This window comes from Rhizobium lusitanum (assembly GCF_014189535.1).
Taxonomy (GTDB): domain Bacteria; phylum Pseudomonadota; class Alphaproteobacteria; order Rhizobiales; family Rhizobiaceae; genus Rhizobium; species Rhizobium lusitanum_C.
On record NZ_CP050308.1, the window covers coordinates 2,841,101 to 2,864,735 of the forward strand.

The 23,635-nt window shown below is 62.3% G+C and carries 25 protein-coding genes; 11 read left to right on the forward strand and 14 right to left on the reverse strand.

The features are described from left to right. Positions 1–15 precede the first annotated feature (15 nt). The gene (locus HB780_RS27370; RefSeq protein ID WP_183690834.1) at positions 16–1,842 is read left to right on the forward strand and encodes a hypothetical protein; all 1,827 of its coding nucleotides are present in this window, start codon (positions 16–18) and stop codon (positions 1,840–1,842) included. 9 nt (positions 1,843–1,851) lie between these two features. Here HB780_RS27370 and HB780_RS27375 read toward each other — a convergent pair whose 3' ends face one another. Further along, positions 1,852–2,082 carry a homogentisate export protein gene (locus HB780_RS27375; RefSeq protein ID WP_183690836.1) on the reverse strand — a complete coding sequence of 77 codons (231 nt, stop codon included), beginning with the start codon at positions 2,080–2,082 and terminating at the stop codon, positions 1,852–1,854. Positions 2,083–2,267: 185 nt separating this feature from the next. On the opposite strand from HB780_RS27375, the gene xseA reads away from it, so the two are divergent. Then, a complete protein-coding gene (xseA, locus tag HB780_RS27380) occupies positions 2,268–3,869 on the forward strand; it encodes an exodeoxyribonuclease VII large subunit (RefSeq protein WP_183690838.1) in 1,602 nt (533 codons plus the stop codon). Beyond that, positions 3,869–4,459 (forward strand): NAD(P)H-dependent oxidoreductase, encoded by a 591-nt coding sequence (locus tag HB780_RS27385; RefSeq protein WP_183690840.1) that lies wholly within the window; start codon positions 3,869–3,871, stop codon positions 4,457–4,459. The genes xseA and HB780_RS27385 overlap by 1 nt, the downstream gene beginning before the upstream one ends. Positions 4,460–4,471: 12 nt before the next feature. Here HB780_RS27385 and HB780_RS27390 read toward each other — a convergent pair whose 3' ends face one another. The 6 genes from HB780_RS27390 to HB780_RS27415 form a co-directional block, all read right to left on the reverse strand. Continuing rightward, entirely contained in the window at positions 4,472–5,722 is a 1,251-nt protein-coding gene (locus HB780_RS27390; RefSeq protein ID WP_183690842.1) for an aminopeptidase, read from the reverse strand. Positions 5,723–5,816: 94 nt separating this feature from the next. Then, the gene (gene ybaK, locus HB780_RS27395) at positions 5,817–6,290 is read right to left on the reverse strand and encodes a Cys-tRNA(Pro) deacylase (RefSeq protein ID WP_183690844.1); all 474 of its coding nucleotides are present in this window, start codon (positions 6,288–6,290) and stop codon (positions 5,817–5,819) included. A gap of 10 nt (positions 6,291–6,300) precedes the next feature. Next, positions 6,301–6,657 (reverse strand): ArsC family reductase, encoded by a 357-nt coding sequence (locus HB780_RS27400; RefSeq protein ID WP_183690846.1) that lies wholly within the window; start codon positions 6,655–6,657, stop codon positions 6,301–6,303. Positions 6,658–6,681: 24 nt separating this feature from the next. Beyond that, on the reverse strand, positions 6,682–7,743 hold the full coding sequence (locus HB780_RS27405; protein WP_183690848.1) for a M14 family zinc carboxypeptidase: 1,062 nt from the start codon (positions 7,741–7,743) through the stop codon (positions 6,682–6,684). Positions 7,744–7,867: 124 nt separating this feature from the next. Then, complete coding sequence (locus HB780_RS27410) at positions 7,868–9,049, reverse strand: MFS transporter (RefSeq protein ID WP_183690850.1); 1,182 nt, start codon at positions 9,047–9,049, stop codon at positions 7,868–7,870. A 191-nt stretch (positions 9,050–9,240) separates the two neighbouring features. After that, positions 9,241–10,215, reverse strand: coding sequence for a quinone oxidoreductase family protein (locus HB780_RS27415; protein WP_183690852.1), 975 nt, complete (start codon positions 10,213–10,215; stop codon positions 9,241–9,243). A 60-nt stretch (positions 10,216–10,275) separates the two neighbouring features. On the opposite strand from HB780_RS27415, the gene HB780_RS27420 reads away from it, so the two are divergent. Together HB780_RS27420 and HB780_RS27425 are read left to right on the forward strand one after the other, a co-directional pair. Then, positions 10,276–11,187 (forward strand): LysR family transcriptional regulator, encoded by a 912-nt coding sequence (locus HB780_RS27420; protein WP_286203079.1) that lies wholly within the window; start codon positions 10,276–10,278, stop codon positions 11,185–11,187. Between the two features lie 92 nt (positions 11,188–11,279). Further along, the gene (locus HB780_RS27425; RefSeq protein WP_183690854.1) at positions 11,280–12,932 is read left to right on the forward strand and encodes a SulP family inorganic anion transporter; all 1,653 of its coding nucleotides are present in this window, start codon (positions 11,280–11,282) and stop codon (positions 12,930–12,932) included. Here the strand turns inward: HB780_RS27425 and HB780_RS27430 are convergent, their stop codons facing one another. Further along, entirely contained in the window at positions 12,933–13,553 is a 621-nt protein-coding gene (locus HB780_RS27430) for a 2'-5' RNA ligase family protein (protein ID WP_183690856.1), read from the reverse strand. It lies immediately after the preceding gene. 289 nt (positions 13,554–13,842) lie between these two features. On the opposite strand from HB780_RS27430, the gene HB780_RS27435 reads away from it, so the two are divergent. After that, positions 13,843–14,406: a methylated-DNA--[protein]-cysteine S-methyltransferase gene (locus HB780_RS27435; RefSeq protein ID WP_183690858.1), complete on the forward strand. Its 564-nt coding sequence runs from the start codon at positions 13,843–13,845 to the stop codon at positions 14,404–14,406. 53 nt (positions 14,407–14,459) lie between these two features. Here the strand turns inward: HB780_RS27435 and HB780_RS27440 are convergent, their stop codons facing one another. After that, positions 14,460–15,374 carry a LysR family transcriptional regulator gene (locus HB780_RS27440; protein ID WP_183690860.1) on the reverse strand — a complete coding sequence of 305 codons (915 nt, stop codon included), beginning with the start codon at positions 15,372–15,374 and terminating at the stop codon, positions 14,460–14,462. Between the two features lie 98 nt (positions 15,375–15,472). Between HB780_RS27440 and HB780_RS27445 the strand changes: the two genes are divergently transcribed. Continuing rightward, a complete protein-coding gene (locus HB780_RS27445) occupies positions 15,473–16,270 on the forward strand; it encodes an NAD(P)H-dependent oxidoreductase (protein WP_183690862.1) in 798 nt (265 codons plus the stop codon). A gap of 33 nt (positions 16,271–16,303) precedes the next feature. Here the strand turns inward: HB780_RS27445 and HB780_RS27450 are convergent, their stop codons facing one another. Continuing rightward, complete coding sequence (locus tag HB780_RS27450; RefSeq protein ID WP_183690864.1) at positions 16,304–16,735, reverse strand: winged helix-turn-helix transcriptional regulator; 432 nt, start codon at positions 16,733–16,735, stop codon at positions 16,304–16,306. Between the two features lie 89 nt (positions 16,736–16,824). Between HB780_RS27450 and HB780_RS27455 the strand changes: the two genes are divergently transcribed. Both HB780_RS27455 and HB780_RS27460 read left to right on the forward strand, forming a co-directional pair. Next, positions 16,825–17,640, forward strand: a complete 816-nt coding sequence (locus HB780_RS27455) for an oxidoreductase (protein ID WP_183690866.1) — start codon at positions 16,825–16,827, stop codon at positions 17,638–17,640. 38 nt (positions 17,641–17,678) lie between these two features. Beyond that, entirely contained in the window at positions 17,679–18,680 is a 1,002-nt protein-coding gene (locus tag HB780_RS27460) for an NADP-dependent oxidoreductase (protein WP_183690868.1), read from the forward strand. A 116-nt stretch (positions 18,681–18,796) separates the two neighbouring features. On the opposite strand, the gene mug is transcribed toward HB780_RS27460, so the two are convergent. The 3 genes from mug to HB780_RS27475 all read right to left on the reverse strand — a co-directional run bounded on the left by mug (position 18,797) and on the right by HB780_RS27475 (position 20,760). Continuing rightward, a complete protein-coding gene (mug, locus tag HB780_RS27465) occupies positions 18,797–19,351 on the reverse strand; it encodes a G/U mismatch-specific DNA glycosylase (RefSeq protein ID WP_435693931.1) in 555 nt (184 codons plus the stop codon). A gap of 78 nt (positions 19,352–19,429) precedes the next feature. Beyond that, complete coding sequence (locus HB780_RS27470; RefSeq protein ID WP_183690872.1) at positions 19,430–19,801, reverse strand: YciI family protein; 372 nt, start codon at positions 19,799–19,801, stop codon at positions 19,430–19,432. Between the two features lie 104 nt (positions 19,802–19,905). Then, on the reverse strand, positions 19,906–20,760 hold the full coding sequence (locus tag HB780_RS27475) for an alpha/beta fold hydrolase (RefSeq protein WP_183690874.1): 855 nt from the start codon (positions 20,758–20,760) through the stop codon (positions 19,906–19,908). A 170-nt stretch (positions 20,761–20,930) separates the two neighbouring features. Here HB780_RS27475 and HB780_RS27480 point away from each other — a divergent pair, with 170 nt between their 5' ends. Further along, positions 20,931–21,701, forward strand: coding sequence for a class I SAM-dependent methyltransferase (locus tag HB780_RS27480; RefSeq protein WP_183690876.1), 771 nt, complete (start codon positions 20,931–20,933; stop codon positions 21,699–21,701). A 194-nt stretch (positions 21,702–21,895) separates the two neighbouring features. After that, complete coding sequence (locus HB780_RS27485; protein ID WP_183690878.1) at positions 21,896–22,336, forward strand: lipid-binding SYLF domain-containing protein; 441 nt, start codon at positions 21,896–21,898, stop codon at positions 22,334–22,336. Between the two features lie 194 nt (positions 22,337–22,530). Here HB780_RS27485 and HB780_RS27490 read toward each other — a convergent pair whose 3' ends face one another. After that, positions 22,531–23,427 (reverse strand): LysR family transcriptional regulator, encoded by an 897-nt coding sequence (locus tag HB780_RS27490; RefSeq protein WP_183690881.1) that lies wholly within the window; start codon positions 23,425–23,427, stop codon positions 22,531–22,533. Between the last annotated feature and the right edge of the window lie 208 nt (positions 23,428–23,635).

The following is a 23,635-nucleotide window of genomic DNA, read 5'->3' on the forward strand; positions in this document are numbered from 1 at the left end:
CGGGGTTTTATCGAGATGGCGCAGACGCTGGCAGTATCGCGTGGAGTAGCCACGGTGGCAAAGACGGAGGCGCGGTCGCGCTGGTCGCGGCTGGGGCTCGTTTCGCTGCTCTACGGCCTTGCCACGATCGTCGTGCTGCTGATCTTCAATCGCCATGCCACGGACTATGTCGGCCCCGACAATGACGACATCATGCGACTTGTCGAGGTGCGCGATTTCCTCGGCGGCCAGGGCTGGTTTGACATGATGCAGTACCGCCTCGGCCTTGCTGGCGGCACGCTGATGCACTGGTCGCGCTTCATCGATCTGCCGATCGCCAGCCTGATTGCCTTCTTCCGGCTGTTTCTCGCGCCGGAAAGTGCTGAGGCGGCGGCGCTCACCGTCTGGCCGCTGATGCTGGTGTTGCCGCTGATGTTTTTCATGGGCCTTGCCGGCCGCCGGATCGCCGGCGTCGAGGGCATGCATTTTTCGCTGATCCTGACGACGCTCTTCGTGCTGACGTCGCGCCGCTTCATGCCCGGCTCGATCGATCATGACAATGTGCAGCTCGGCCTGGTAGCGCTCTCCGTCGCCATGCTCGCCGATGAAACCTATCGTCCGCGCAATTTCGCCATTGCCGCCATTGCGCTGGCCATCGCGCTCGGCATCGGCGCGGAGACGACGCCGTTCGTCGCCGTCGCCTGCATGGCGGTCGCGGGCCTCTGGGCCTGGAACGGTGAGATCTTCGCGCCTGCCGCCCGGGCCTTCGCCCTGACACTGACGATCGCTGTCAGCGCCGCCTTCTTCGCGCTGGTGCCGCCGCATCTTTATTCCACGGTGACCTGCGACAACCTTTCGCTTGGCTTCTATGGCATCACTAGCGTCGGGGGCGCCGCCCTGCTGCTGTCGGCGCTGTTTGCCAGCCGCCTGTCGCGGCCATGGCGCCTGGTGGTGCTGGCGGCCAACGGCGCGGCCGTCTTCGCAACAACCCTGGTGATCGCACCACAATGCCTGCGCAATCCGCTTGCCGATCTCGACCCGATGCTGGTGCAACTGTGGCTGAGCAAGGTCACCGAGGCGCAGTCGATTGTCGCGCTGGCGCAACGTGAACCGGAAACACTCGGCGCCTTCTACGCCACGGGCCTGCTGGCGATCATCCTCTGCATCGTTCGCATGCTGCGTGGCGAGCGTGCCCGGCTGCATGCTGTACTAATGGCGTTGGTTGCCGTCAACTGGATCATCGCTCTGGTGCAGGTGCGTGGCGCCGAGTTTTCCAATCTGCTCGCCATCCCGCCGCTTGCAATCCTACTGGCGGAGCTTCGCCGCATCTCCGCCGCCGATACGAAGAATGTCCGCGCGGCCTTGCTCTATATTGTCGCCACGTTGCTCTCCGTCCCCGCCGTCTGGGCCGTCGGCGGCACGCTCGCCAAGAATGGGATCTCAAACAGTTTCGCTGCCAATGCGGACGAGACGGGAGACTGCTATTCGAGGCAGGCCTTCGCGCCGATTGCCGGCCTTGAGCCCGGCCTTGTTTCCGCGCCGTCCAACATGGGTTCACCCCTGCTACGCTTCACGCCGCATCGCACGCTCTCCGGTCCCTATCATCGCGATCCCGACGGTATGCTGACCGAACTGCATATCGGACTTGCTGAGCCGAAGGAGGCGGAAGCCTTCCTGCGTGGCGCCCATGTGACGCTGCTTGCCTTTTGCCCTGGGGATCCGCAAGTGCAGGAAGTTGCGGAACTGAAGCCGGAGGGGCTCTACGCTCAACTTGGTAAGGGTCAGGTGCCCGCCTACCTGGAGCCGATCCCGACGGCGTCGAAATCGGATGTGCGGTTCTTCTGGTTCAAGCCGCTGGACTGAGCGTGCTGCTCAAGCCCGGCGGTGCTGCTCCAGCACGTCGAGCGTGATGAGATAACCAATGAAGCCAAGATTGTAGCCGCCGAGGGCGATGAACAATGTCGTCAACGGCGGCGGAACCATCGAGATGGCGACGGCCGCCATGAAGGCGATGCTCACCAGGGCGGCGCCCAGGATCGAGACGATCGCCGAGCGTTGCAGGCCGGCGGCAATTCCAATGATCGTGGCGGTTACGAATATCATCGCTCCACCTCCTCTTTACCAAAAACAAGTTTGCACAGAATTGCACGGGGATGGCTAAGAAAGGCTTTGTAGACAGGGTTAACGTTTGATGAAGCATTGCTGTTCCTTGCATCCTCTTGCATGCACAAAGGGCAAGGCAGCACTTTGAATCTCCGTTTTCTCGGAAACTTCGGATAAAAGACCGTATGAGCAGCTTCTTTGAGAATGATTCGCCGTCGAATCTTGCGGAATATTCCGTCTCGGAATTGTCGGGGTCGATCAAGCGCACCGTCGAGAGTGCCTTCGATCAGGTGCGCGTGCGCGGTGAAATCTCCGGCTATCGCGGGCCGCATTCCTCCGGTCACGCCTATTTTTCGCTGAAGGATGACCGCGCCCGCATCGATGCGGTGATCTGGAAAGGCACATTTTCCAAGCTGAAATTCCGCCCCGAGGAGGGAATGGAAATCATCGCCACCGGCAAGGTGACGACCTTCCCCGGCTCCTCGAAATATCAGATCGTCATCGAAACGCTGGAGCCTGCCGGCGCCGGCGCGCTGATGGCGCTGCTCGAGGAGCGCAAGCGCAAGCTTGGCGCCGAGGGCCTGTTCGATGCCGAGCGCAAGCGCCGGCTCCCGTTCATGCCCAAGGTGATTGGTGTTGTCACCTCGCCGACTGGCGCGGTCATCCGCGATATCCTGCACCGCATCTCTGATCGTTTTCCCGTGCATGTGCTGGTCTGGCCGGTAAAAGTGCAGGGGGAGGGCTCCGGTGACGAGGTGGCGAACGCCATCCGTGGTTTCAACGAATTTGCGCCCGGCGGGCCGTTGCCGCGTCCGGATGTGCTGATCGTCGCCCGTGGCGGCGGTAGCCTCGAGGATCTCTGGAGCTTCAACGACGAGGCGGTGGTGCGCGCCGCCGCTACGAGCGAAATCCCGCTGATCTCCGCCGTCGGCCACGAGACCGACTGGACGCTGATTGACCATGCCGCCGATGTGCGTGCGCCGACGCCGACGGGGGCCGCCGAAATGGCCGTGCCGGTCAAGGCCGATCTGGAAGCGCAGCTCGCAAGCTTTGCCGCTCGCCTGCAGGGAGGGGTGAGCCGGCAGATGGATCAGCGGCGGCAGTCCGTGCGCGCCCTGCTGCGCGCGCTTCCGTCGCTCGACCAGCTTCTGGCCTTGCCGCGCCGCCGCTTCGACGAGGCGGCTTCCGGCCTCGGTCGCGGGCTTGAGTTGAATACGCTGAACAAGCGCCGCACCTTCGAACGCGCCGCCTCGCATCTGCGGCCCGACGTCCTGTCGAACCGCATCGTCGAGCGGCGGCAGATGCTGAGCGAGCGGATGACCCGCGCCGAGCGCACCATTGAGCGGATGATCGACCGCGCTCGCGCCCGCATCGGCCGCGCCGACGCCGTTTTTGCGACGCTGCCCTCGCGACTGGAGGCACAGACCGGCCGCGCCCGCGATCTCCTGAGCAATCTTTCCCGCCGCACGGATACGGCGATCCGCCATCAGCTCGTGCGGGCGCGTGGTGAGTTGGCGGCGCAGGAGCGCGTGATGCAATCGCTGTCCTACAAGAACGTGCTGAAGCGCGGCTATGCCGTCGTGCGCGACGAGGCCGACCGGCCGGTTTCGCTGGCTGCAGCGCTGGCCACGGGTGCGGCCATCTCGATCGAATTCGCCGATGGCCGTGTTGGCGCGGTTACCGGCGATAACCCCATAGCGCTGACACCTACGGAACCGCCTCAAAAAAAACGCGTCGCGAAACCGGCTGGTCCCGTCGATCCGTCGAAGCAGGGTAGCCTGTTCTGATGCGTATCCTGTTGGTGCTTGCCCATCCGCTGGAAGATAGTTTTGCCGCAGCGGTGGCGAAAATGGCAAAGGAGACGCTTGTCGCCGGTGGGCATCAGGTCGATCTGCTCGATCTCTATCGCGAACGCTTCGATCCGCGCCTGTCCGAGGCGGAGCGGCGTGGTTATTTCGACCAGCCCTACGATACCTCTGGCGTCGCGGATATCGTCGCGAGGCTACAGGCGGCAGATGGGCTGATACTGGTCTTTCCGCAATGGTGGTTCAATTTTCCGGCCATTCTCAAGGGCTTCTTCGATCGCGCCTTCGCGCCCGGCATCGCCTTCACCCACGATTCTGCCGGTGGCCGCATCGTGCCGAAACTCACCAATATCCGCCTGTTTTGGGCGCTGACGACAACCGGTTCGCCCTGGTGGATCGTCCATCTCTATATGGGCAACCCGGTGCGCCGCCTGCTGAAGCGCGGCATTGCCGCCTTCTGCGCCAAGCGATTGGATTTCCGAATGCTGACCCTGCACGACATGGACCGCGTCAGCGAAGCCGGGCGTCTGGCCCATCTTGCTCGTGTCAGGGCGGCGTTGGCCGCCCTGTAGCTCTGTCCCCGTCTATGCCCATTCGCCCTTGCGCATGACCGGCACGCTGGAGCCGTCTGGCTTGATGCCGTCGATGTCGACCTTGTCGGAGCCGATCATCCAGTCGATGTGGATCAGGCTTGAATTGCCGCCCTGCGCCGTGATCTGCTCCTGGCTGAGCGTCGCGCCGTCAACGAAGCACTTGGAGTAGCACTGGCCGAGCGCGATGTGGCATGAGGCGTTTTCATCGAACAGCGTATTGTAGAACAGGATGCCGCTGGCCGAGATCGGCGAGGAATGCGGCACCAGCGCCACTTCGCCGAGCCGGCGTGCGCCTTCGTCGGTGTCGAGCACCTTGTTCAGCACTTCCTCGCCGCGCGTCGCTTTGGCCTCGACAATGCGGCCGCCTTCGAAGCGAACCTGGATATTGTCGATCAGCGTGCCCTGGTGCGACAGCGGCTTGGTCGAGGAGACATGGCCTTCGACGCGCAGCGCATGCGGCGTGGTGAAGACTTCTTCCGTCGGGATGTTGGGGTTGCAGGTGATGCCGTTCTTGGCCGTCGAAGCGCCGCCATGCCACTCATGGCCATCGGCAAGGCCGACCTTCAGATCGGTGCCCGGCCCCTGGAAATGCAGCGTGGCGAAGCGTTGGCCGTTCATCCATTCCGACCGCTTGCGCAGGTTGGCATTGTGCTCGGCCCAGGCCGCGACCGGGTCTTCGACATCGACGCGCGAAGCCGAGAAGATCGCCTTGGCAAGCTTGGCGACGGCGATTGCTTCCGGGTCGTCCGGGAAAACCAGCTTGGCCCAGGAGGGGTTGGGGTAGGAGACGATGTTCCAGTTGATGTCGAAATTGGAAATCTTCTCCAGTGCCGGCTTGTAGGCGACCGAGTTGGCGCGGTTGGCACGCGCCACCTTGGCCGGGTCCTGGCCGGAGAGTAGCATCGGATTGTCACCGGAAATGGCGAGCCGCGCGGTATTGTTGGCGAAGGCCTTGCCCATACCTTCATAGAGCCAGCTCGCCGCGCGATCGAAGCTCTCGTCATGGCCGTATTCGTAGCGGGCGAGCGTGGTTTCCTCGTCCGAGTAAAAGGTGGAAACGAGCCCTGCACCGGCCTTATAGGCCTCGCGCGTGATCAGCCGCACCAGCGGCATCGCTGCGACCGGCCCGGTGATCAGCAGATCCTGGCCAGCCTGTAGCTGCAACCCGACCTTCACGGCCACTTCGGCAAGCTTTTCCAGCTTGGCGGTATCGACGGGATGATGGTTGGAGGCTGACGTCATGGTAAAACCTGCGTGCGTGATATCGGAAAACGGTCCTCAGACTTAGACCGGTTTGCGGCGAAAATGAAGGCGGTTTGTCTGCCGAAACGAATGATCAGGCAATCAGCGGCGAGGCACTGGCCTTCAGAACCCTGAGCGCATCTTGTGGGCTGAGCCGCACCTGAAGGCCGCGCTGGCCGCCGTTGATATAGACGTAGACTTCGGTCATCGCTTGCGCTTCGATCGCCGTCGGTACGATCTTCTTCTGGCCGAAAGGACTAATGCCGCCGACATGATAGCCCGTCAGCCGCTCGGCATCGGCGGGTTTCATCATATTCGCCGATTTTCCGCCGAAAGCGGCGGCAAGCTTCTTCATGCTGACCTCATGGTCTGAGGGCACGACGACGCAAACCGGCTTGCCATCCACCTCCGCCATCAGCGTCTTCAACACCCGATGCGGCTCCTCTCCCAAAGCTTCCGCCGCCTGCATCCCGACCCGTTCGGCATTGGGATCGTAGTCATAGGCGTGAACCGTGAAGGCGACTTTGGCTTGGGTCAGCACTTGTGTCGCGCGGGTGGTTTTGGACATGGTTCAGCCCTTACGTACCGACCTTGAAGGCATCCGCATAAGTTTCCGGCTTGAACCCAACCAGCAATTTTCCGTCCGCATCCAGCACCGGGCGCTTGATCATCGAAGGTTGGGCCAGCATCAAGGCGATAGCCTTGTCCCTGGTGAGGTCGGCGCGGCTTTCTTCGGGCAAGGCCCTGAAGGTGGTGCCGGCACGGTTGAGCACGATTTCCCAGCCGGCTTCCGTTGTCCAGCGTTCCAGATGGTCCCGGTCGATGCCGGCGGCCTTGTAGTCATGGAAATCATAGGCGATGCCGTGGCTCTCGAGCCAGGTCCGCGCCTTCTTCATCGTGTCGCAATTCTTGATGCCGTAAATGGTGATGGTCATATCCGTTCCGTCTCTTGCTCTATCTCAGTCTTCCAGCGTTCCGGGCTTGCGGGCGGCGGCGCTCGGCCCGTCGCAGCCGATCTTCATCAGGTCGCCGCGGCGCCGCACCAGGCGGTCGGAGACGCGGGTGACGATGAGGCCGGCTTGCGGGGCATGAACGTCGACGGTCCCGTTCGGCATACCGGGCGCGGTGATGATCGTCGCCAGCAAATCGCCTTCCTCGACGCGCTCGCCGATATTGCGATGGAAAAGCACGGTGCCGGCCTGCGGCGCGCGGATCATTTCGACGTTGTCGAGCGGCACCGCCGGTCCGGTGAAAGCGGAGAGAGTGACGCTGTCGTCCCTGACCGCGCCACGGGCGGCAAGGAAGCGCCAGAGCCCTTCGGCATCTTTCCTGGCCATCTCCGGGTAGACATCGCGCGTGCCACGCAGCTCGACGGTGACCGACAGTTTTCCGGGTAACTGCGCCTTCTTCTCGCCGGGCACCTCGTATTTCCAGGCGAAGCTGACGGCTTCCTCGAAGGCGGAGCTTTCGCCGTCCGACAGGAGTACTGCGTCCATGTCCAGCGCTGCCGCCAGATCGGCGGCCTCTGGCCAGAAGGCATCGTCGATATAGGCATATTGCAGGGATTCGTCGTCGCAATGCAGGTCGATCACCAGATCGGCCCCGAGCGCCATATGGATGAGCTGCCGTTTCAACCGGTCGACGGCGGAATAGCGCTCCAGGTTTGCGATCAGCAGATGGCGGTCGTGCATCGAGATCAGCGGGAAATCGCGGTTGAAATTGGCGCGCGAGCCCAGATCGAAACGGCCCTGCATCTCGCCGAAATGCGATTGCGCGGCACCGATCGGGTTGGCGTGCGGGACAACGGTGATGTCGCTCAGAAGCGCGCCGTCCGCTTCGGCCTGCCGCAGCCGCTCGCAAAGGAAATGGGCAAGCGCGGTACCCGGCAGCTCGCCGGCATGCAAGGCCGCCTGGATATAGATTTTCGGAGCATCCGGCTTGCTGCCCTTGAAATGCAGCACCGGCAGTCGCCATGCGATCCCCGTGGTATCGCCTTCGAGAACGATTTCGGTGATGTTCATGCGCCTGTCTCCCAGCTGTGATCGTCGCAGGTCCATACCAAGCCGCGGTCGTTTTGCGCAATGATTATCGAGCGGCAATACCAGTGGCGGGATCAAAGACTCCGGCTTCGCGGAGCCTTTGGCTCTAGGCGTTGCTGCTCCTGCGCAGGCAGAAGCAGAGTGCGAGGCTGAGCAGGACGGCGCCGCCGCCGAGGAAGAAGGGGGCCGTATAGCCGAAGTGATCGGCAAGCACGCCGGCGATCGGACCGGTGCCTCCGAGCGCCACATCGAGGAACATCGAGTAGAGGCCAAGCGCCACGCCGCGGTTCTGCGGCGGAATGCGCGCCATCGCCTCGTTGCCGAGTGCCGGGAAGACCGGCGCAAAGCCGGTGCCGGCAAGGGCCGCGCCGATAATCGCGATCGTAGGCGTGGGAGCGAAGGCAATCGTCAGCAGGCCGACGATTTCGAGCACCAGCGAAATGCGCGCCAGCGGCAGGCCGCCGAAACGGGCGACAGCTTGCGCCAATCCGAGGCGAACGCCCATAAAGGCCAGACCAAAGGCGCTCAACGCCAGCGAAGCCCCATCCCAACCGCGGTTATGGAAAAACAGGGCGACGAAGGCCATGACGACGCCGAAGCCGCTGGCGGCCAGCGCTAGCGCCACGCCGTAAGGCAGGATGCGGCTGAGCACCTGGCCGGTGCCGATGCCCTTTTCCTTGACGCCGGGCACGGGTGGTCGCGTCTGCGCCAGCATCACACCGGCAATCGCCAGGCTGATTGTCACCGAGCCGATGGCGAAGAAACCGTATTGTCCCTCCAGCCAGGCGCCGAAGGGGGCCGCAATTGCGATGCCGCCAAACGTCGCGATGCCGTTCCACGAGATGATCCGCACGGTTTCGCGCGATCCCATCAGGCCGATCGCCCAGGTGATCGCCGCCGTGCTGACCAGGCTTTCGCCGATACCAAGCGCCAGGCGTCCGGCGAGTAGCGACGCAAGGCTCAGCGCCGGTGTATCCGTGACGAGCGCTGATGCCAGCGTCAGGGCGCCGCAAAGCCCGTAGGCGAAAAAACCGAGGAAGACCGAACGGCGCGGCCCGTATTGGTCGCACAACCGGCCGACCTGCGCACGGCTGACGATGGTCGCCACATATTGCGTGCTGATGGCGATGCCGGCCCAGACGACACCGAAGCCAAGGCCACTATCGACATAGGTCGGCAGCACGGCAAGCGGCAGGCCGATGGCGAGGTAGCCAAAGAAGGTCAGCGCAACAATGGAAACAAGGGTAAGGGCCGAGTTGGACTGGATTGTCTGAGAGGCTGTGTTCACGAGATATCGCCTGCGGGCACCGGCCAAGCGGTGTCCATGCTGTTTGCCACGACGGGTCGGGGTTTATACCGGATGGAAATGGCAGCGATGCCACTTCCAATTGGTATCAGGCAAAAGCAGGCCCGGTCAATGTAAGTGCTGCTATGCAGCAAAAGCCATTGACGGGATCAGGTGATTGTGTTGCCCGCGCTTCACATCGTCAGCACCACGCTTGCCGTCGTTCGTCCTGCCTCCAGATCGGCATGCGCGATGGCCGCATCCTTCAGCGTGTATTCTGCGCCGATCGGATTGATCAGGCCGGCCTGCAATTCCGTCATCAGGGCTTCGGCGCCTTGCCGATAGAGATCGGGATCGTTGGCATAGACCAGCACGCTCGGGCGGGAGAGAGCGATGGCCCGGGGGGCGGTCAACTCCTCGATCTGGACCGGCGGAATGGGGCCGGCTGGCTGTCCGAGGCTGGCGACCATGCCAAACGGGCGCACGGTTGCGAGCGTCTGCGAGAGCATCGCGCCGCCGATGCCGTCTATGGCGAAATGCACGCCCCGGCGGTCGGCGATGCGGCGGGTTTCCTCTACCCAATCCTCGGATGTGTGCAGGAGAACCGCATCGGCGCCGGCCTCATAGGCGAATCCCGCCTTGGCTTCCGAACCGACGGTGCCGATGACGTTTGCGCCGAGCCGCTTGGCCCAGCGGGTGACGATCTGCCCGAGACCGCCGGCCGCCGCATGCACCAGGATCCATTCGCCCGGTTGCACGGGATGGACTTTCTGGAGCAGCATCTGGGCGGTAAGTCCGCGCAGCATCGAGCTGCCGGCAAGCCGTTCGCTGACACCATCGGGCAGCTTTATCAGCCGTGAGGCGGGCAGGGTGCGCATCTCGGCATAACTGCCGAGCGGGTGGCCGACATAGGCGACGCGATCGCCGACCTTCAGACCCTCGACGTCGGAGCCGATTGCATCCACGATGCCCGCACCTTCGAAGCCGAGAATGGTCTGGCCGGGTGGCCGTGGGTAAAGACCCGAGCGAATATAGATATCGACGAAATTGACGCCGGAAATGCTTTGGCTGATACGAGCCTGACCGGAACCCGGCTCGGTGATTGGGAGATCGACGAGCTGCATCGTCTCGGGGCTGCCGGGGTTGTTCATGGCAATGGCTAGGGGCATAGAGGCAGTCTCCTTTCAGACGTATCTTTGATCACAAAGAGGCGTCTGAATAAATTCGGTATGAGCTCACCACATCTGTGCAATAATGCACAGATGATCGATTGGCAGGACCTCCTTCATTTCGCGTCGCTGGCGCGCAGCGGCTCGCTCTCGGCGGCGGCGCGCGAGCTAGGCGTCGACCACGCCACCGTCGGCCGGCGTATCGCCGCGCTGGAGCGCGCGCTTGACCTCCGCCTGATCGACCGCCGGCCGCGTACCTCGCCGCTGACGGCCGACGGCCGGGCGATTGCCGAGCTGGTTGTCGGCATGGAGGAGAACGTCGAGGCGATCAGGCGTTACTCGAAGAGTGCCGTCGCGGGGCTGTCCGCCGCCGTCAAGATCAGCGCGCCACCTTCCATTGCTGCCCATCTCATCGCCCCGAAAGCGGTCGGCTTCCGCGCCGAGCATCCCGATATCACGTTGACGATCGCCGGCGTGACGAGGCGCGCGGCGCTGGATCACGGCGAAGCCGACATCGCCGTGCGCATGACGCGCCCCGAGGAGAGCGACCTCCTGGTGCGGCGCATCGGTGTCATGCGTTTTGGGCTCTACGCAACGCCTGAGATTGCGAAGACACCGGAGGAGGACTGGGTCTTCATTGGCTATGACGCGGCACTGGAGCATCTGACACAGCAGACCTGGCTGCGCAGCCTGCTCGCAGGCCGTCCAATCGTGTTTCGCGCCGGCGACGTTTTCGGGCAGCTGGAGGCCGGGCGCGCGGGCCTCGGCGTCGTGGCGCTTCCCGCCTTTCTCGGCGACGGCGATGCCGCGCTTGCGCGATTGCCGACGGCCATCCCATCGCCAACGCGCGACCTCTGGCTGGTAACCTACCCCGATCTCCGCCGCTCACCCGCGATCCGCGCGGTGATGGAGTTCGTCAGCGAAACGATCGGCAGAAGCTGCCCGCTTCGGGACGCGGACGAAAGTGCGTAAGGGCGGTAGCTCGTTCCGCCCACTTTCCTGTTGCAGCCTATTGGCGAAGCTCTACACATGGTTGGATTGACGGTTTCCATGGTCCGTGATCGATGACGAAGCTGAGTGGCTGGCCCGCGATAAATAAAGCCGATGTGATTGCGGGCATATCGGTTGCCGGCCTGATGCTGCCGGAGGCCGTCGCCTATGCCGGCATTGCCGGCCTGCCGCCGCATCGGGCAATTCTCGCCGGTATCGCCGGCTGTCTCGTCTACGCGATCTTCGGGCGTAGCCGCTTCGCGATCGTCTCGCCGACATCGTCTTCCGCCGCCATTCTGGCCGCCACGCTGGCGATCGTGCCGGGCGACGCGACGGTCAAGGCCGGCCTTGCGACCGTTGCGGTGGCCCTTGCCGGTATCCTTTTCGTCATCGCCGCCACGTTGCGCCTCGGCGGCATCACTGGCTTCATCTCGCGCCCGGTGCTGCGCGGCTTCGCGCTGGGACTGGCGATCACCATTATCCTGCATCAGCTGCCGATTCTCGTTGGCGTCTCCGTGCAGGGTTCCAATATCTTCAGCTATGCCGCCGCTCTGTTTGCGGCGATCCCGCAATGGAATCCGGTGAGCGTCGCGGTCGGTGTCGTAGCACTCGCCGCGCTGCTGCTGCTCAAGCGCCTGCCGGGCATTCCCGGCGCCTTCCTTGTGCTGGCGGCCGGCATTCTCGCGTCTTTCGTCTTCGACCTTGCCGGCTATGGCGTCAAGCTTGTCGGGACGATCGAGGTCCTGCCGCAATGGCCGTCACTGCCCGATGCCGGCTGGACGGCCTATTCGCGGCTGGTGCAGTTCACCGTGCCGCTGGTGCTCATCCTCTTTGCTGAATCCTGGGGGACGATGCGGGCCTTGGCGCTGCGCTATGGCGACACGCTGGCGGTCAATCGCGAACTGGGCGCGCTCGGCTTTGCCAATATCGCCAGCGCCATCGTTCAGGGCATGCCCGTCGGTGCCGGTTTTTCCGCCGGTTTCGCCAGCGAGGCGGCGGGCGCGAAGACACGCGCCACGGCGGTCTTTGCCGCCATCGGCCTTACCATCCTGATCGTTTGCGCCGGGTCGCTGGTGGCGCGGCTGCCGGAGCCGGTGCTTGCCGCCGTGGTGATCGCGGCGCTGACGCATGCGCTTGATCCGAGCCCGATCCTGCGCCTCCGGCGGCTCCGCCGCGATTTCTACGTCGCGCTCGGCGCCACGGCCGGCGTGCTGATTTTCGGTGTCCTCAACGGCATGCTGCTGGCGATCGCACTGTCGCTGGCCGCGATGATGCATCGCCTGGCCTCGCCCTATATCGCCAGGCTCGGGCGGCTGGGGAGCAGTCACAATTTCGTCGACCTCAGCCGCCATCAGGAGGCATCGGAAACGCCCGGCGTCGCCATCTGGCGCCCCGGTGAACCGCTGTTCTTCGGCAATGCCGACACCATCTTTGGCGAAATCCTGTCCCGTAGCAGGGGAGAGCCGGGGATTCGTGACGTCATCCTCAGCCTTGAGGAGAGTTCCGATCTCGACAGTACCGCGCTCGATGCGCTGATGGAACTCGATGGCGCCATGCGCGTCGCCGGCATCCGCCTGCAATTCGCCCGCGTCCATGATCGCGTCCGCGATCTCATGATGACCGCCGGCATGGCGGGTATCGACAGCCGTTGCAGTTTCAGCGTCGACGACGCGGTTGCCGCGGTTGGGCCGGCGGCGGCGAATGGAGTGAGCCAGCCGAATGCGTGACTATGCTGCTGAGCGCAGTAGCGGCCAGTAGCAAAGATGTTCGTGCTTGCCTTTGCCCTGCAGGCTGTTGATCAGGACAAAATCCCGGACAGTCCAGGTGACGGGTTTTTCGAGTATCACCTCCGGAATGAGATGGCCCCTATATAACAAGGTCATATGCGGCTCGAATTTCACTCCATCGTCATTCGCAAATCCGGTGAGCTGCATGGCTTCATTCAGCTCCCGATGGAGCGTCTTCAGCTCGGCATTCCCCTCCTTGTTCCACAGAACAAGCGGGCGATTGTTGTTGTTCCCGAAGCTTACCGCCCGATCGAAGATCACCTGGAAGGATGGCTTGCGGATAGTCGATGCCGCCTGCATCGCCGCGAACGCCGCTTCTTCCGGCAGGCCGGTATAGGTGCCGATCGGATAAAGCGTAATATGAGCCAGGTCCGATCGTCTCGGCTTGGCCGAAAAGCCATGCTGCGCTCGAAGGTCGCTTGCTAGCTCGAAACTTAGCGCAGCCGTGTCGGGATCGGGCAGGATTGCGAAATAAAGAGCTTCTACATGCGCCGGACCGGTTTCGGATTGCCGACTCCGTGGTCGGCCGAGATTGAACGAAAGCTGTCCGCTATTCTTCATGAGATTGCTTCAAAGCCCTCGGGCTTTGCCTTGTCCTGTTCCCGTAAATTTCCAGATACCCTATGGCCAGTACATTGCAAATTCAAGAACGAATAGAGAACAAATTGATCGACAATGGCGAGATGGGACGTTAAGCTCTGCGCCGGGCAGGGGAGTGTGCCAGAGGCTATCGGGATGACGCCCTTTGGCGGGCAAAGTGTTGGCAATAATCGCCCTGCGCAAGAATCGGGTTGAACTTGGCCATGGGAAACACGATTCTCATGCCAAGTGGAAACATGGAGATTCCGCCATGAGTGAAACAAGGCAATACTATCTGATCTTCGAAACCGCCGGCGGCTTCTGCGGCATCGCCTGGAACGATATCGGCGTCACGCGCTTCCAGTTGCCGACGAAAGATGCTGGCTCGACCGAGCGTCTTCTGTTGCGGCGTCTGCCGGATGCTCGGCCGGGTACGCCGACGCCGGAGGTGATTGATGCGGTCGCTGCCGTGAAGCGCTATTTCGCGGGCGAGGAAATCGACTTTTCCGGCGTCACGCTGGATCTCGGCGAGCAGGATGCCTTCTTCGAGCAGATCTATGCTGCGGCGCGACAGATTGGATGGGGCCACACTACGACCTATGGCGCGCTCGCAAAGCAGCTCGGTGTGGGACCGGAAGCCGCCCGCGATGTCGGCCAGGCCATGGCGCGCAACCCCGTGGCGCTGATCATCCCCTGCCATCGCGTACTTGCCGCCGGCGGCAAGATCGGTGGCTTCTCGGCCCCCGGCGGCTCGACCGCCAAGGCCCGCATGCTGGAACTGGAAGGCGTCCAGCTCGCGCCGCCGAAGCCCGTGCAGCAATCGTTGGAGTTTTAGGCAGGGCGAGGGACGGACAGCGATGTGGCAGGGCAGATCAGCCTCGGCCGCATCTATTCGATGCCCGATATGTTGGCGATCTGCTCCGCGAGGAAATCGACCAGCAGCCGGACCCGGGCAATTCCCGCGCGCTCGGGAACGATCAGCATGCTGAGCGGAACCGGCGGCAGCGCGTAGTCCGGCAGAATGGGCATAAGCCGCCCGGTCGCCAGGAGATCATCGACAAGCCAATGATGGGTGGGGGCAAAGCCACGTCCCGCGACGAGGGCCTCGCGTACCGCGAGCCCGTGGTCGACCCGGAACCGCCCATCGAAAGGCACCAGATGGCGCTTGCCATCAGGTCCTTCCAGGGCGAGCGTATCGCTGCCCGCTATGTTCGACATCCGGATGCCCTCATGACTGGACAAATCCTGCGGAACGGCCGGTGTCCCCCGCGCCGCCAGATAGGCGGGTGCGGCGGCCAGCAGGCGCCGGCTCTGCCCAAGCGCTCGCAGCTTCATCGAACTGTCGGTGAGCGGACCGAGGCGAAGCGCGATGTCGACGCCTTCCTCTACCAGGTCGACGCGCTCGTCGGTAAGGCTGAGATCGACCCCGATTTCGGGATAGCGATCCTGGAAGGCGAAGATCAGCCGACTTGCATGCAGCACCCCGAAGGCAGCTGTGCAGGATATGCGGATCGTGCCGGCGGGCGCACCGCGCGTACTCCGTGCCTCGTCGCCCGCCTGTTCGACCAGCCGCAGGATCTGGATGCTGTCGGCATAGTAGCGGCTGCCTTCATCCGTCATCGTGACGCGTCGGGTGGTGCGTGAAAGCAGAGGCACGCCCACAGCCTCCTCGAGCTCCCGCAGATGCCGCGTCACCGTCGACTGGCCTATTGCGAGCTCGCGCGCCACCGCGGACAGGCTGCCGCGTTCCGCCACGCGGACAAAGGTTCGCATGCGCTCGAGCGTGATATCAGACTTATCCATTTTTCGGCACAATCTTATGCATTCACAACATGTAGCGGATCATTCGGAGGTTGACTAGCTTGTGGGTCAATCTTCCATCGCACAAGGATCGCTGCCCAATGAAAGTTCTTCTTGTTTTCGCCCATCCCGAACCGCGCTCGCTCAACGGCGCGCTCCGTGACGTTGCCGTTCGGGAACTGGAAGCCCAAGGTCATGAGGTGCGGGTGTCGGACCTCTATGCCGACGGCTGGAAATCCGAGATCGATCGCGCCGACTTTCCCTCGCTGGCGTCGGATGCACGCCTTATACCGGTCGTGGCGTCCAAGAATGCCTTCGACGCCGACACGCTGACCGACGATGTCAAAGCCGAGATCGCGAAGCTCCTGTGGGCGGATGTCCTGATCCTGCAATTCCCTCTCTGGTGGTTCTCCATGCCGGCCATCCTGAAGGGTTGGGTCGAGCGGGTCTTTGCCTACGGCTTCGGCTATGGTGTCGGCGAACACAGCGATCGGCGCTGGGGAGACCGCTACGGGGAAGGAACCCTGGCGGGCAAGCGCGCCATGCTGATCGTCACCGCCGGTGGTTGGGAGGCGCATTACTCCCCGCGCGGGGTCAATGGGCCAATCGACGACCTGCTCTTCCCGATCAATCACGGGGTTCTCTATTATCCCGGCTATGACGTGCTTCCGCCCTTCGTGACCTACAGTGTCGATCGTCTCGATGAAGCCGGCTTCGGCTCCGTTGCCGAAGGCCTGCGCGCGAGGATGCGCGCACTCGAGACGACGCGTCCTATTGCCTATCGGCAACAGAATGGCGGCGACTATCTGATCCCGAGCATGCAACTCCGCCCGGAACTGGGCGAGGCCACCGCCACCGGTTTCGCGCTGCATCTAAAGGATGAAACGGCGGCTGATTAGCCTGAAAGCCGCTCCTCCTCGGCTGGATGCGATTCACTCGGGCATGACGATGCGAATCGGGCGCGTTCCAATCGGAGCGCCCGTCGTACGATCGATGGTGATCGGATCGATCTCCGTTCCAGTCTCGGCATCGAGGAAACGGGTTACACCGTCTGCGTTGCGGTGTTTTCGCCCCCAGGCGCCGATCGCGAACAAGACCGGTAGGAAGTCTTGGCCTGCTTCGGTCAGCACGTATTCATCGCGCGGCGGGCGCTCCAAGTAGCGCCGCTTCTCCAGCAGCCCATCCTCCGTCAGTGCCGCAAGCCGCCGGGTCAGGATCGTCGGAGCGATGCTGAGGCTCTTGCGGAACTCATCGAAACGGGTGAGCCCGGCATGGGCATCCCGCAGGATCAGCATGCTCCATGCATCCCCTACCAGCGCCAGGCTGCGGGCGATCAGGCATGGCTTCTCCGAAAGATTCTGCATGTTGGTATCTTTTTGATAGTGACTTAGTTTCGAAATGATAGTAACGTAGTTTTCATCGATGTTCCACGACAAAATGAAAGCTGAGACAAATGAGCAATAAAGAACGCGGTGTTGCGCTGGTCACGGGCGCTTCCTCCGGCATTGGGCTGGTGACGGCACGAGCGCTGCGGCGCAATGGCTACCGGGTATTCGGAACCAGCCGCAAGCCGATGGCCGACACCTCGGATGGTGTGGTCATGCTGGTCTGCGACGTCACCGATGATCGGTCCGTGCAGAATGTGGTCGACGATGTCGTGAGTCGCGCGGGACGGATCGATCTTCTCGTCAACAATGCCGGGATCGGACTGCTGGGCGGTGCCGAGGAATCCTCCGCCGCACAGGCAAAGGTGCTGTTCGACGTGAACGTCTTCGGCGTCGTGCGCCTGACAAATGCCGTGCTGCCCGTCATGAGACGCCAGCGAAAGGGCAGGATCATCAACATGAGCTCCGTTCTTGGGCTCATCCCAGCTCCCTTCAACGCCCTTTATGCATCGACCAAGCACGCGATTGAGGGCTATTCGGAATCGCTCGACCACGAGGTGCGAACGCAGGGCATCCGCGTTGTGCTGGTGGAACCCGGCGTTACGCGCACCTCCTTCGAGGAAAATCTCACGCGACCGGATCAGCCGCTTCCGGTGTATGATACCGTTCGTACCGATGCTGAGAAGCTGATGCGTGAGATCGTCGAGACGGGGGATGCACCCGAGATCGTCGCTGACATGGTCGTCAAGGCGGCCAATGCGGCATCGCCTAAACGGCGCTACACTGCAGGAAAGGCCGCAGGCCAGATCCGCTTCATACGCCGCTTTCTGCCCGAGTCATTCGTCGACAAAAATCTTCGCAAATTCAACGGGCTTCCGGCCTGAGCCGCTATCGCCGAAATCTTAGAAAAAGAGTTAGTATCATGAAGGCATTCCTTGTCGATCGCTACGCGAAAGGTGCTGCCCTGCGCCTCGGCGAAGTCCCCGAGCCGCAGTTGCTGGACAATGACGTCCTGGTCCAGATCCATGCCACCAGTGTAAACCCGCTGGATGGTAAGATCAGGGACGGCGAGTTCAAGCTTATCCTGCCATACCGCCTGCCGCTGATCCTCGGCAACGATGTGGCGGGCGTCGTGGTCCGGGTTGGGCCCAAGGTCCGGCGCTTCAAGCCGGGCGACGAAGTCTATGCGCGTCCGGCCAAGGACCGCATCGGCACCTTCGCGGAGTTCATCGCGATGAACGAGGCCGATGTGGCGGCAAAGCCGAAGAACCTGACGATGGAAGAGGCAGCATCGATGCCGCTCGTCGCCCTGACCGCCTGGCAGGCGCTTGTCGAGCGAGCAAAGCTGAAGAAGGGCCAGAAGGTTCTGATCCATGCCGGCTCGGGCGGTGTCGGGGTGATCGCCATCCAGCTCGCCAAGCATATCGGCGCGACTGTGGCGACGACGACGAGCACCGCCAATGTCGATCTGGTCAAAAGCCTCGGAGCGGATGTCGTCATCGACTACAAGAAGGACGAATTCGAAAATGTCCTGCAGGGATATGACGTCGTGCTGAACAGTCTTGGCAAGGACACGCTGGAGAAATCACTGCGCGTTCTGAAGCCGGGCGGGAAACTTATCTCGATCTCCGGTCCGCCGGATCCGGAGTTTGCCAAGGAAAACGGTTTCGGCTGGCTGCTTCAGCAGGTCACGCGCGCCTTGAGCTTCGGCATCCGCAGGAAATCGAAACGTCATCGCGTCAACTATTCGTTCCTCTTCATGGCGGCCAATGGTGGGCAGCTTGGGCAGATCGCCTCGCTGATCGAGGCAGGAGCCATACGCCCCGTCATCGACCGGGTGTTCCCGTTCGAGAAGACCAACGAGGCGCTGACTTACGTCGAGACCGGCCGCGCCAAGGGCAAGATCGTGATCGCGGTGAAGTAAAGTGTGCCGCAGCTGGAAAGTTCCGGGACTTCGCTTTGGAGACCCGGACTTCTCGCCGCTAGTCCGGCGAGTCGGCGGCGTGGGGTAGGGCGGTTCCTTGCTCTCTTCATTCCTGGCTATTCAAGAGGGGCCGCCGCCCGGTCAACCGCCAATTTCATCTCGCGATAATGTTCCGTCAATCTCGTGAGATCAAAGGCCCTGTTGAGTCCGCTCGGATTTGGGAGCACCCAGACCGAAGCGCCGGCAAATTCATTCGGCTGCCTGCCCCATTCGACATGCGTTTGAAGGCTGATCGCCGCATAGGCCGCCTTGCCTAGAAACGCCAGATTACCGGGTGCAAGCTGCCTGATCTTGTCTTCTAGCACAGGAGCAGCGGTGATGTAATCGCGCTTCGTAAGCTCGCTGGCGCTTTTCGTGGGGCGCGAAACCGCCGATGTCAGGCCCACGCCATATTGCAACATCTCGCGCTCTTCCTCCGCCCGCAGCAGGCGAGGGGTAAATCCGGCGAGATGCAAGACTCGCCAGAAGCGGTTGCTTCGGTTCGAGAAGTTGTGGCCATCCAGATGAGCGGAAAGGGCAGGGTTCAAGCCGCAGAAAACCACGGAAAGGTGAGGGGCAAGAATCTCCGCTAGCCCGCTCGCCTGCGCTGCGATTTCGGCTTGGTCATCCATATCGGCGGCTACGGCTTTATCCTGCATATCAAACTTCCTGCGGCGGCGGAGGCCGCCTCCGTTATCTTCGGCGCCAGATTATTGGCGCAAATCAGCCATCTCGTATAGCGGCCGAATTTCGATCTCGCTCGGTCCCGGCATGGGATTGGGGCAGCGCTTCACCCAGGCGACCGCCTCGTCCATGTCCTTGACGTCCCAGAGCCAGAAGCCGGCGACCAGCTCGCGGGTTTCTGTGAAAGGCCCGTCGATGACTGTCCGGCCCGGACCATCGAAGGCAATACGCTTGCCCTGCGAGGAGGGCTTGAGGCCATCGGCGGTAACCAGGATGCCGGCATTGCGAAGCTCGTCGTTAAATTTGCCCATCGCCGCCATCATTTCCATGGTCTCGGGCGTGGGGACAAAGCCCTTTTCGCTGTCGTCGGTAGCCTTCACCAGAACCATCACACGCATTGTCTGTCTCCTTGTTTGAGCCGGCCTTATCGGCTCGATATCGGAACGACGAATGGGGCTTTCGGAAACCGACAGTGTCTCGCGAATTTTTTGCTATCCGGCCCCTATCCGCGCTGTGCGCCGGTATGAGCATAGATGGCCGCAATGATTTCATCCCAATCCCCGGGATGAATTTCATGGCCGCCGCCGTTGAGACGAAGAAGCTTTGCGCCTGCGACGGTTTCTGCCAGCAATTCACCGTGCTCGATTGGGAAGATCGGGTCCGCCGTACCGTGAACGACGAGAAGGCGCGCGGCCAACTCGCTGAGCTTATTCTTCCACACATCGCCACCCTTCAGCATGAAATGATTGGTCGCACTGACGAAGTTTTGAGCGCGTTTGACGTCACGCTCCACAAGATCACGGGCGCCTATCTCATCATAGGGATGCGCCGTGCCGGCAATCATCCGCGTATCCTTGACGATGAAGTCGATGACCTGAGTATTGTCGGTCCAATCGATGCTCTCGCCTGCCGCCGCATGCTCCATATAGGTATCGCTGGTTTGCGGCAGAGCGGAGGTGTCGATGCCGATCGGAGTGGTGGAGATCAGCGTCAGCGTTCTCACCCGCGCTGGATGCGCAAGCGCCGCGATCTGTGCGATCATCCCGCCCAGCGACATGCCGACCAGATGGGCGCTGTCGATACCGTAGGCGTCGAGCACGCGCATTGCGTCCTCGGCCATGTCGTCCATCGTATAGGGAGAGCTGCCCGGCTCGTAGAAGGTCGAAAGGCCGGTATCGCGATTGTCATAGCGGATGACAAAGCGGCCTTGGGCGGCGAGCTTTTGGCAAAATGTCTCCGGCCACCACAACATTGAAGCCATGGCTCCCATGACAAGCAGAGTAGGTTGATGGTTTGGGTCGCCAAAAACCTGCGTGGCAATCTCGACACCGTCAGCCATGATGATGCGTTCATTCATCTGATGGTTCCCCCTCTTGCTAAAGATCTGATTGCATTTCGCAACTAGTTTTGTTATCTCATAACTGATCTTGTTATGCAACCGGTTTCCCAAATGGATCGATATGCCTGATAATCATTGAGGTTGTCCCATCAACCAAGTGACAGAGACAGAACCGAGCGAGGGTGGAGATGCTGAATCGTGCTGACTTCTATGACGCGGAATTAAAGCTGCACAATCGGCATTTGCGCGCCGCCGCCAGCGTTGGCGTGCGTGACCGCGTGCTCGATATCGGTTGCGGGGCGGGACAATCGACGCGCGAGGCCGCTCGTCTCGCGGTGGAAGGCGGCGCGATCGGCGTGGATACGTCCTCGGAGATGCTCGATGTCGCGCGACGACGCTCCAGCGAAGCAGGGTTGAGAAATATTACGTTCGAGTTGGGTGATGCCCAGCACCACGCATTTCCCGTGGCCCGCTTCGATCTCTGCATCAGCCGGTTTGGCGTGATGTTCTTTGCCGATCCGGCGGCAGCATTTGCCAATATCGCCCGCGCGCTGCGTCCGGGCGCGCGACTTGCATGGATGGTGTGGCAGAGCCAGGAGCGCAACGAGTGGTCCGGCGCCATTCGGCGAGCTCTGACCCCGGAAACCGCCGTTTCCGCGAATGCCCTCACGCCATTTTCACTTGGCGATCCCACCATAGCCACAGAGCTTCTAAGCATGGCCGGCTTTGTTTCGATCGATTTTATCGACGTGCGGGAGCCGGTCTTCTATGGGCCAGACGTCGATGCGGCGTTTGACGCGCTCATCAACCTCTATCTTGTGAAGGACGCGCTCGCGCAAACCGACGAAGCGCCCGACAAGGCGTTGCAGCGGCTGCGCGATCTGCTGGAGGCGCATATGACCCCGGAGGGCGTACTCTTCGACTCGCGCGCTTGGATCATTACCGCTCAAAGGGGATAGAGTGGTTGACCTCGGATGCCCCGGCTGAGCCTACCTTTCGTTCCAACTCGATTATTTGGATGTACTCTAACGCTTTGTTATTATCCTGCTTTGGAACCAATGACGCGCGAAACTGTTCATATATAACTTTGATACGACGCAGACGTCGTGCCCGGCCGGCTGGGTTAAGCGGCACTCTAGAGGATTAGCTCATCATGAATATTTCGTCCGGATTTCGTTCAGTCGCAGTAGCCGCCATCGCCGCCGCGGGCATTGGCTTTGCCAGCGCCGCGCATGCCGACAGCGGTACGATCCGTTTCGCCGTCTACAAGGCGGCCTTCTTCGTCGGCGGCTCCGGAGGCGAGGGCACGTTGACCTTCCACGGTCGCAAATATCCGGTCTCGATCGGCGGCATCTCGGGCGGCCTCGCCTTCGGGGCCTCCAAGACCTATTTCCAGGGCACCGTGCGCCACATTCGCCGTCCCCAGGATGTGACGGGCATTTACGGCGCAGCGGGCGGCGGCGGCGCGGTCGGCAAAGGGGCCCAGATGATCGTCATGACCAATGACAAAGGCGCCCAACTCGAACTCACAGGCAGGCAGGTAGGCCTGCAGATCAACGCCGATATCAGCGGCATGAGCATCAAGGTGAAGTAACGGCGCCACGCCCTTCGTCATTCCCCGGACGGGCCCGATTTGCTGAATTTAGCGATCGGGCACATCCGGGAGAGTTGCGCGGAGAGTGCCGTCGCGCCGGTTGCGATACGGCGCAACATTCGCGGATTGAACGCCGCCGCTTCAAGCGATCGTAGCTCGGATTGCGGCAAACGTCGCTGGCGACCTGCCGGGCGTTAGTCGCGCGATATGGACAGCCCCGCGAGAAGCGGAGCATACGCAGCGAGCCGGCGGGATACGAACTCCGTGAAGAGCCGCACACGCTTCGTCTTGCGTGTCTCCCCCTGTGTGAGAAGCCAGAGCGTTCCATGCATGGGAAGGTCGGTGCCCGGCACCCTCACCAATAGAGCGTCGGCATCCCCGACAAAGCACGGCAATTTCGTCATCCCGATCCCTTTCTGCGCCGCTACGATCTGCGTCTCGGCGTCCGGGGTCCTGAAGGGAACCCCAGTGGTGTCAACCTCTCCCTCGCGCGCCCAGACCGGGAGTCCATGATTGCCTGTGACGATCCACCGGATGGGATCAGGCGCGCCCGCACGCCACGCGGCTAGTCGATCGCGAGACATGTAGACGCCACTGAACAGCTCCGGTCCCTTCAGGCCGTGGAGATTAAGCGGCAGGGCCTTGCGGTCGGCGACAATGCGGATCGCCAGGTCGGCCTCTCGGTTGGTCAGATTCGCCACCTCGCCGGTCGACAAGATCTCCATCTCGATGTCCGGATGGAGACGCGCGAAATCGGCGAGATCCGGCATGAGCAGGTGTGTCGCGAGGAACGGTGGCAGCGTCACCCGCAGAAGCCCGCGCGCGCTCTGGTCGCGACCGAAGACGCGCGTCTCCAGCTGGTGCGACGACGCTTCCATCTGGTTCGCGAGATCGAGGACCTCCTCGCCCGCAGCCGTCAGGCGGTAGCCCGAAGGCAGCTTTTCGAACATCTGCGCCCCGAGGCGTTCCTCGAGCTGTGCGACGCGTCGCAGTACGGTCGAGTGGTTCACTCCGAGACGCTGCGCGGCAGCTCGTACTGAGCCTCCGCGCGCGACGGCGAGAAAATAGCGAATGTCATCCCAGTCGATCATGGTGCAATCCGGCACCACGCGGTGCGCCTTCCAAAGCCCGTATCTGACGCATCGTACAGCAGTACGGGCGGTCATCATAGCTTATGCCGACGAGCATGGCCCAATTCCGAGCGGCGAACACCGATCGTCGCGGCTGGCGCCAGTCGTCCAACCGGATCGATTTTGCACCACCGATGTGCGTGCTTCCGCACTCAATGCCGGACCCCGG

Bases quoted from the DNA above. Each gene is read 5' to 3' on its own strand.
- HB780_RS27370 (WP_183690834.1), top strand. From the start codon at position 16: ATGGCGCAGACGCTGGCAGTATCGCGTGGAGTAGCCACGGTGGCAAAG.
- HB780_RS27375 (WP_183690836.1), bottom strand. From the start codon at position 2,082: ATGATATTCGTAACCGCCACGATCATTGGAATTGCCGCCGGCCTGCAA.
- xseA (WP_183690838.1), top strand. From the start codon at position 2,268: ATGAGCAGCTTCTTTGAGAATGATTCGCCGTCGAATCTTGCGGAATAT.
- HB780_RS27385 (WP_183690840.1), top strand. From the start codon at position 3,869: ATGCGTATCCTGTTGGTGCTTGCCCATCCGCTGGAAGATAGTTTTGCC.
- HB780_RS27390 (WP_183690842.1), bottom strand. From the start codon at position 5,722: ATGACGTCAGCCTCCAACCATCATCCCGTCGATACCGCCAAGCTGGAA.
- ybaK (WP_183690844.1), bottom strand. From the start codon at position 6,290: ATGTCCAAAACCACCCGCGCGACACAAGTGCTGACCCAAGCCAAAGTC.
- HB780_RS27400 (WP_183690846.1), bottom strand. From the start codon at position 6,657: ATGACCATCACCATTTACGGCATCAAGAATTGCGACACGATGAAGAAG.
- HB780_RS27405 (WP_183690848.1), bottom strand. From the start codon at position 7,743: ATGAACATCACCGAAATCGTTCTCGAAGGCGATACCACGGGGATCGCA.
- HB780_RS27415 (WP_183690852.1), bottom strand. From the start codon at position 10,215: ATGCCCCTAGCCATTGCCATGAACAACCCCGGCAGCCCCGAGACGATG.
- HB780_RS27420 (WP_286203079.1), top strand. From the start codon at position 10,276: ATGAGCTCACCACATCTGTGCAATAATGCACAGATGATCGATTGGCAG.
- HB780_RS27425 (WP_183690854.1), top strand. From the start codon at position 11,280: ATGACGAAGCTGAGTGGCTGGCCCGCGATAAATAAAGCCGATGTGATT.
- HB780_RS27430 (WP_183690856.1), bottom strand. From the start codon at position 13,553: ATGAAGAATAGCGGACAGCTTTCGTTCAATCTCGGCCGACCACGGAGT.
- HB780_RS27435 (WP_183690858.1), top strand. From the start codon at position 13,843: ATGAGTGAAACAAGGCAATACTATCTGATCTTCGAAACCGCCGGCGGC.
- HB780_RS27440 (WP_183690860.1), bottom strand. From the start codon at position 15,374: ATGGATAAGTCTGATATCACGCTCGAGCGCATGCGAACCTTTGTCCGC.
- HB780_RS27445 (WP_183690862.1), top strand. From the start codon at position 15,473: ATGAAAGTTCTTCTTGTTTTCGCCCATCCCGAACCGCGCTCGCTCAAC.
- HB780_RS27450 (WP_183690864.1), bottom strand. From the start codon at position 16,735: ATGCAGAATCTTTCGGAGAAGCCATGCCTGATCGCCCGCAGCCTGGCG.
- HB780_RS27455 (WP_183690866.1), top strand. From the start codon at position 16,825: ATGAGCAATAAAGAACGCGGTGTTGCGCTGGTCACGGGCGCTTCCTCC.
- HB780_RS27460 (WP_183690868.1), top strand. From the start codon at position 17,679: ATGAAGGCATTCCTTGTCGATCGCTACGCGAAAGGTGCTGCCCTGCGC.
- mug (WP_435693931.1), bottom strand. From the start codon at position 19,351: ATGGATGACCAAGCCGAAATCGCAGCGCAGGCGAGCGGGCTAGCGGAG.
- HB780_RS27470 (WP_183690872.1), bottom strand. From the start codon at position 19,801: ATGCGTGTGATGGTTCTGGTGAAGGCTACCGACGACAGCGAAAAGGGC.
- HB780_RS27475 (WP_183690874.1), bottom strand. From the start codon at position 20,760: ATGAATGAACGCATCATCATGGCTGACGGTGTCGAGATTGCCACGCAG.
- HB780_RS27480 (WP_183690876.1), top strand. From the start codon at position 20,931: ATGCTGAATCGTGCTGACTTCTATGACGCGGAATTAAAGCTGCACAAT.
- HB780_RS27485 (WP_183690878.1), top strand. From the start codon at position 21,896: ATGAATATTTCGTCCGGATTTCGTTCAGTCGCAGTAGCCGCCATCGCC.
- HB780_RS27490 (WP_183690881.1), bottom strand. From the start codon at position 23,427: ATGATCGACTGGGATGACATTCGCTATTTTCTCGCCGTCGCGCGCGGA.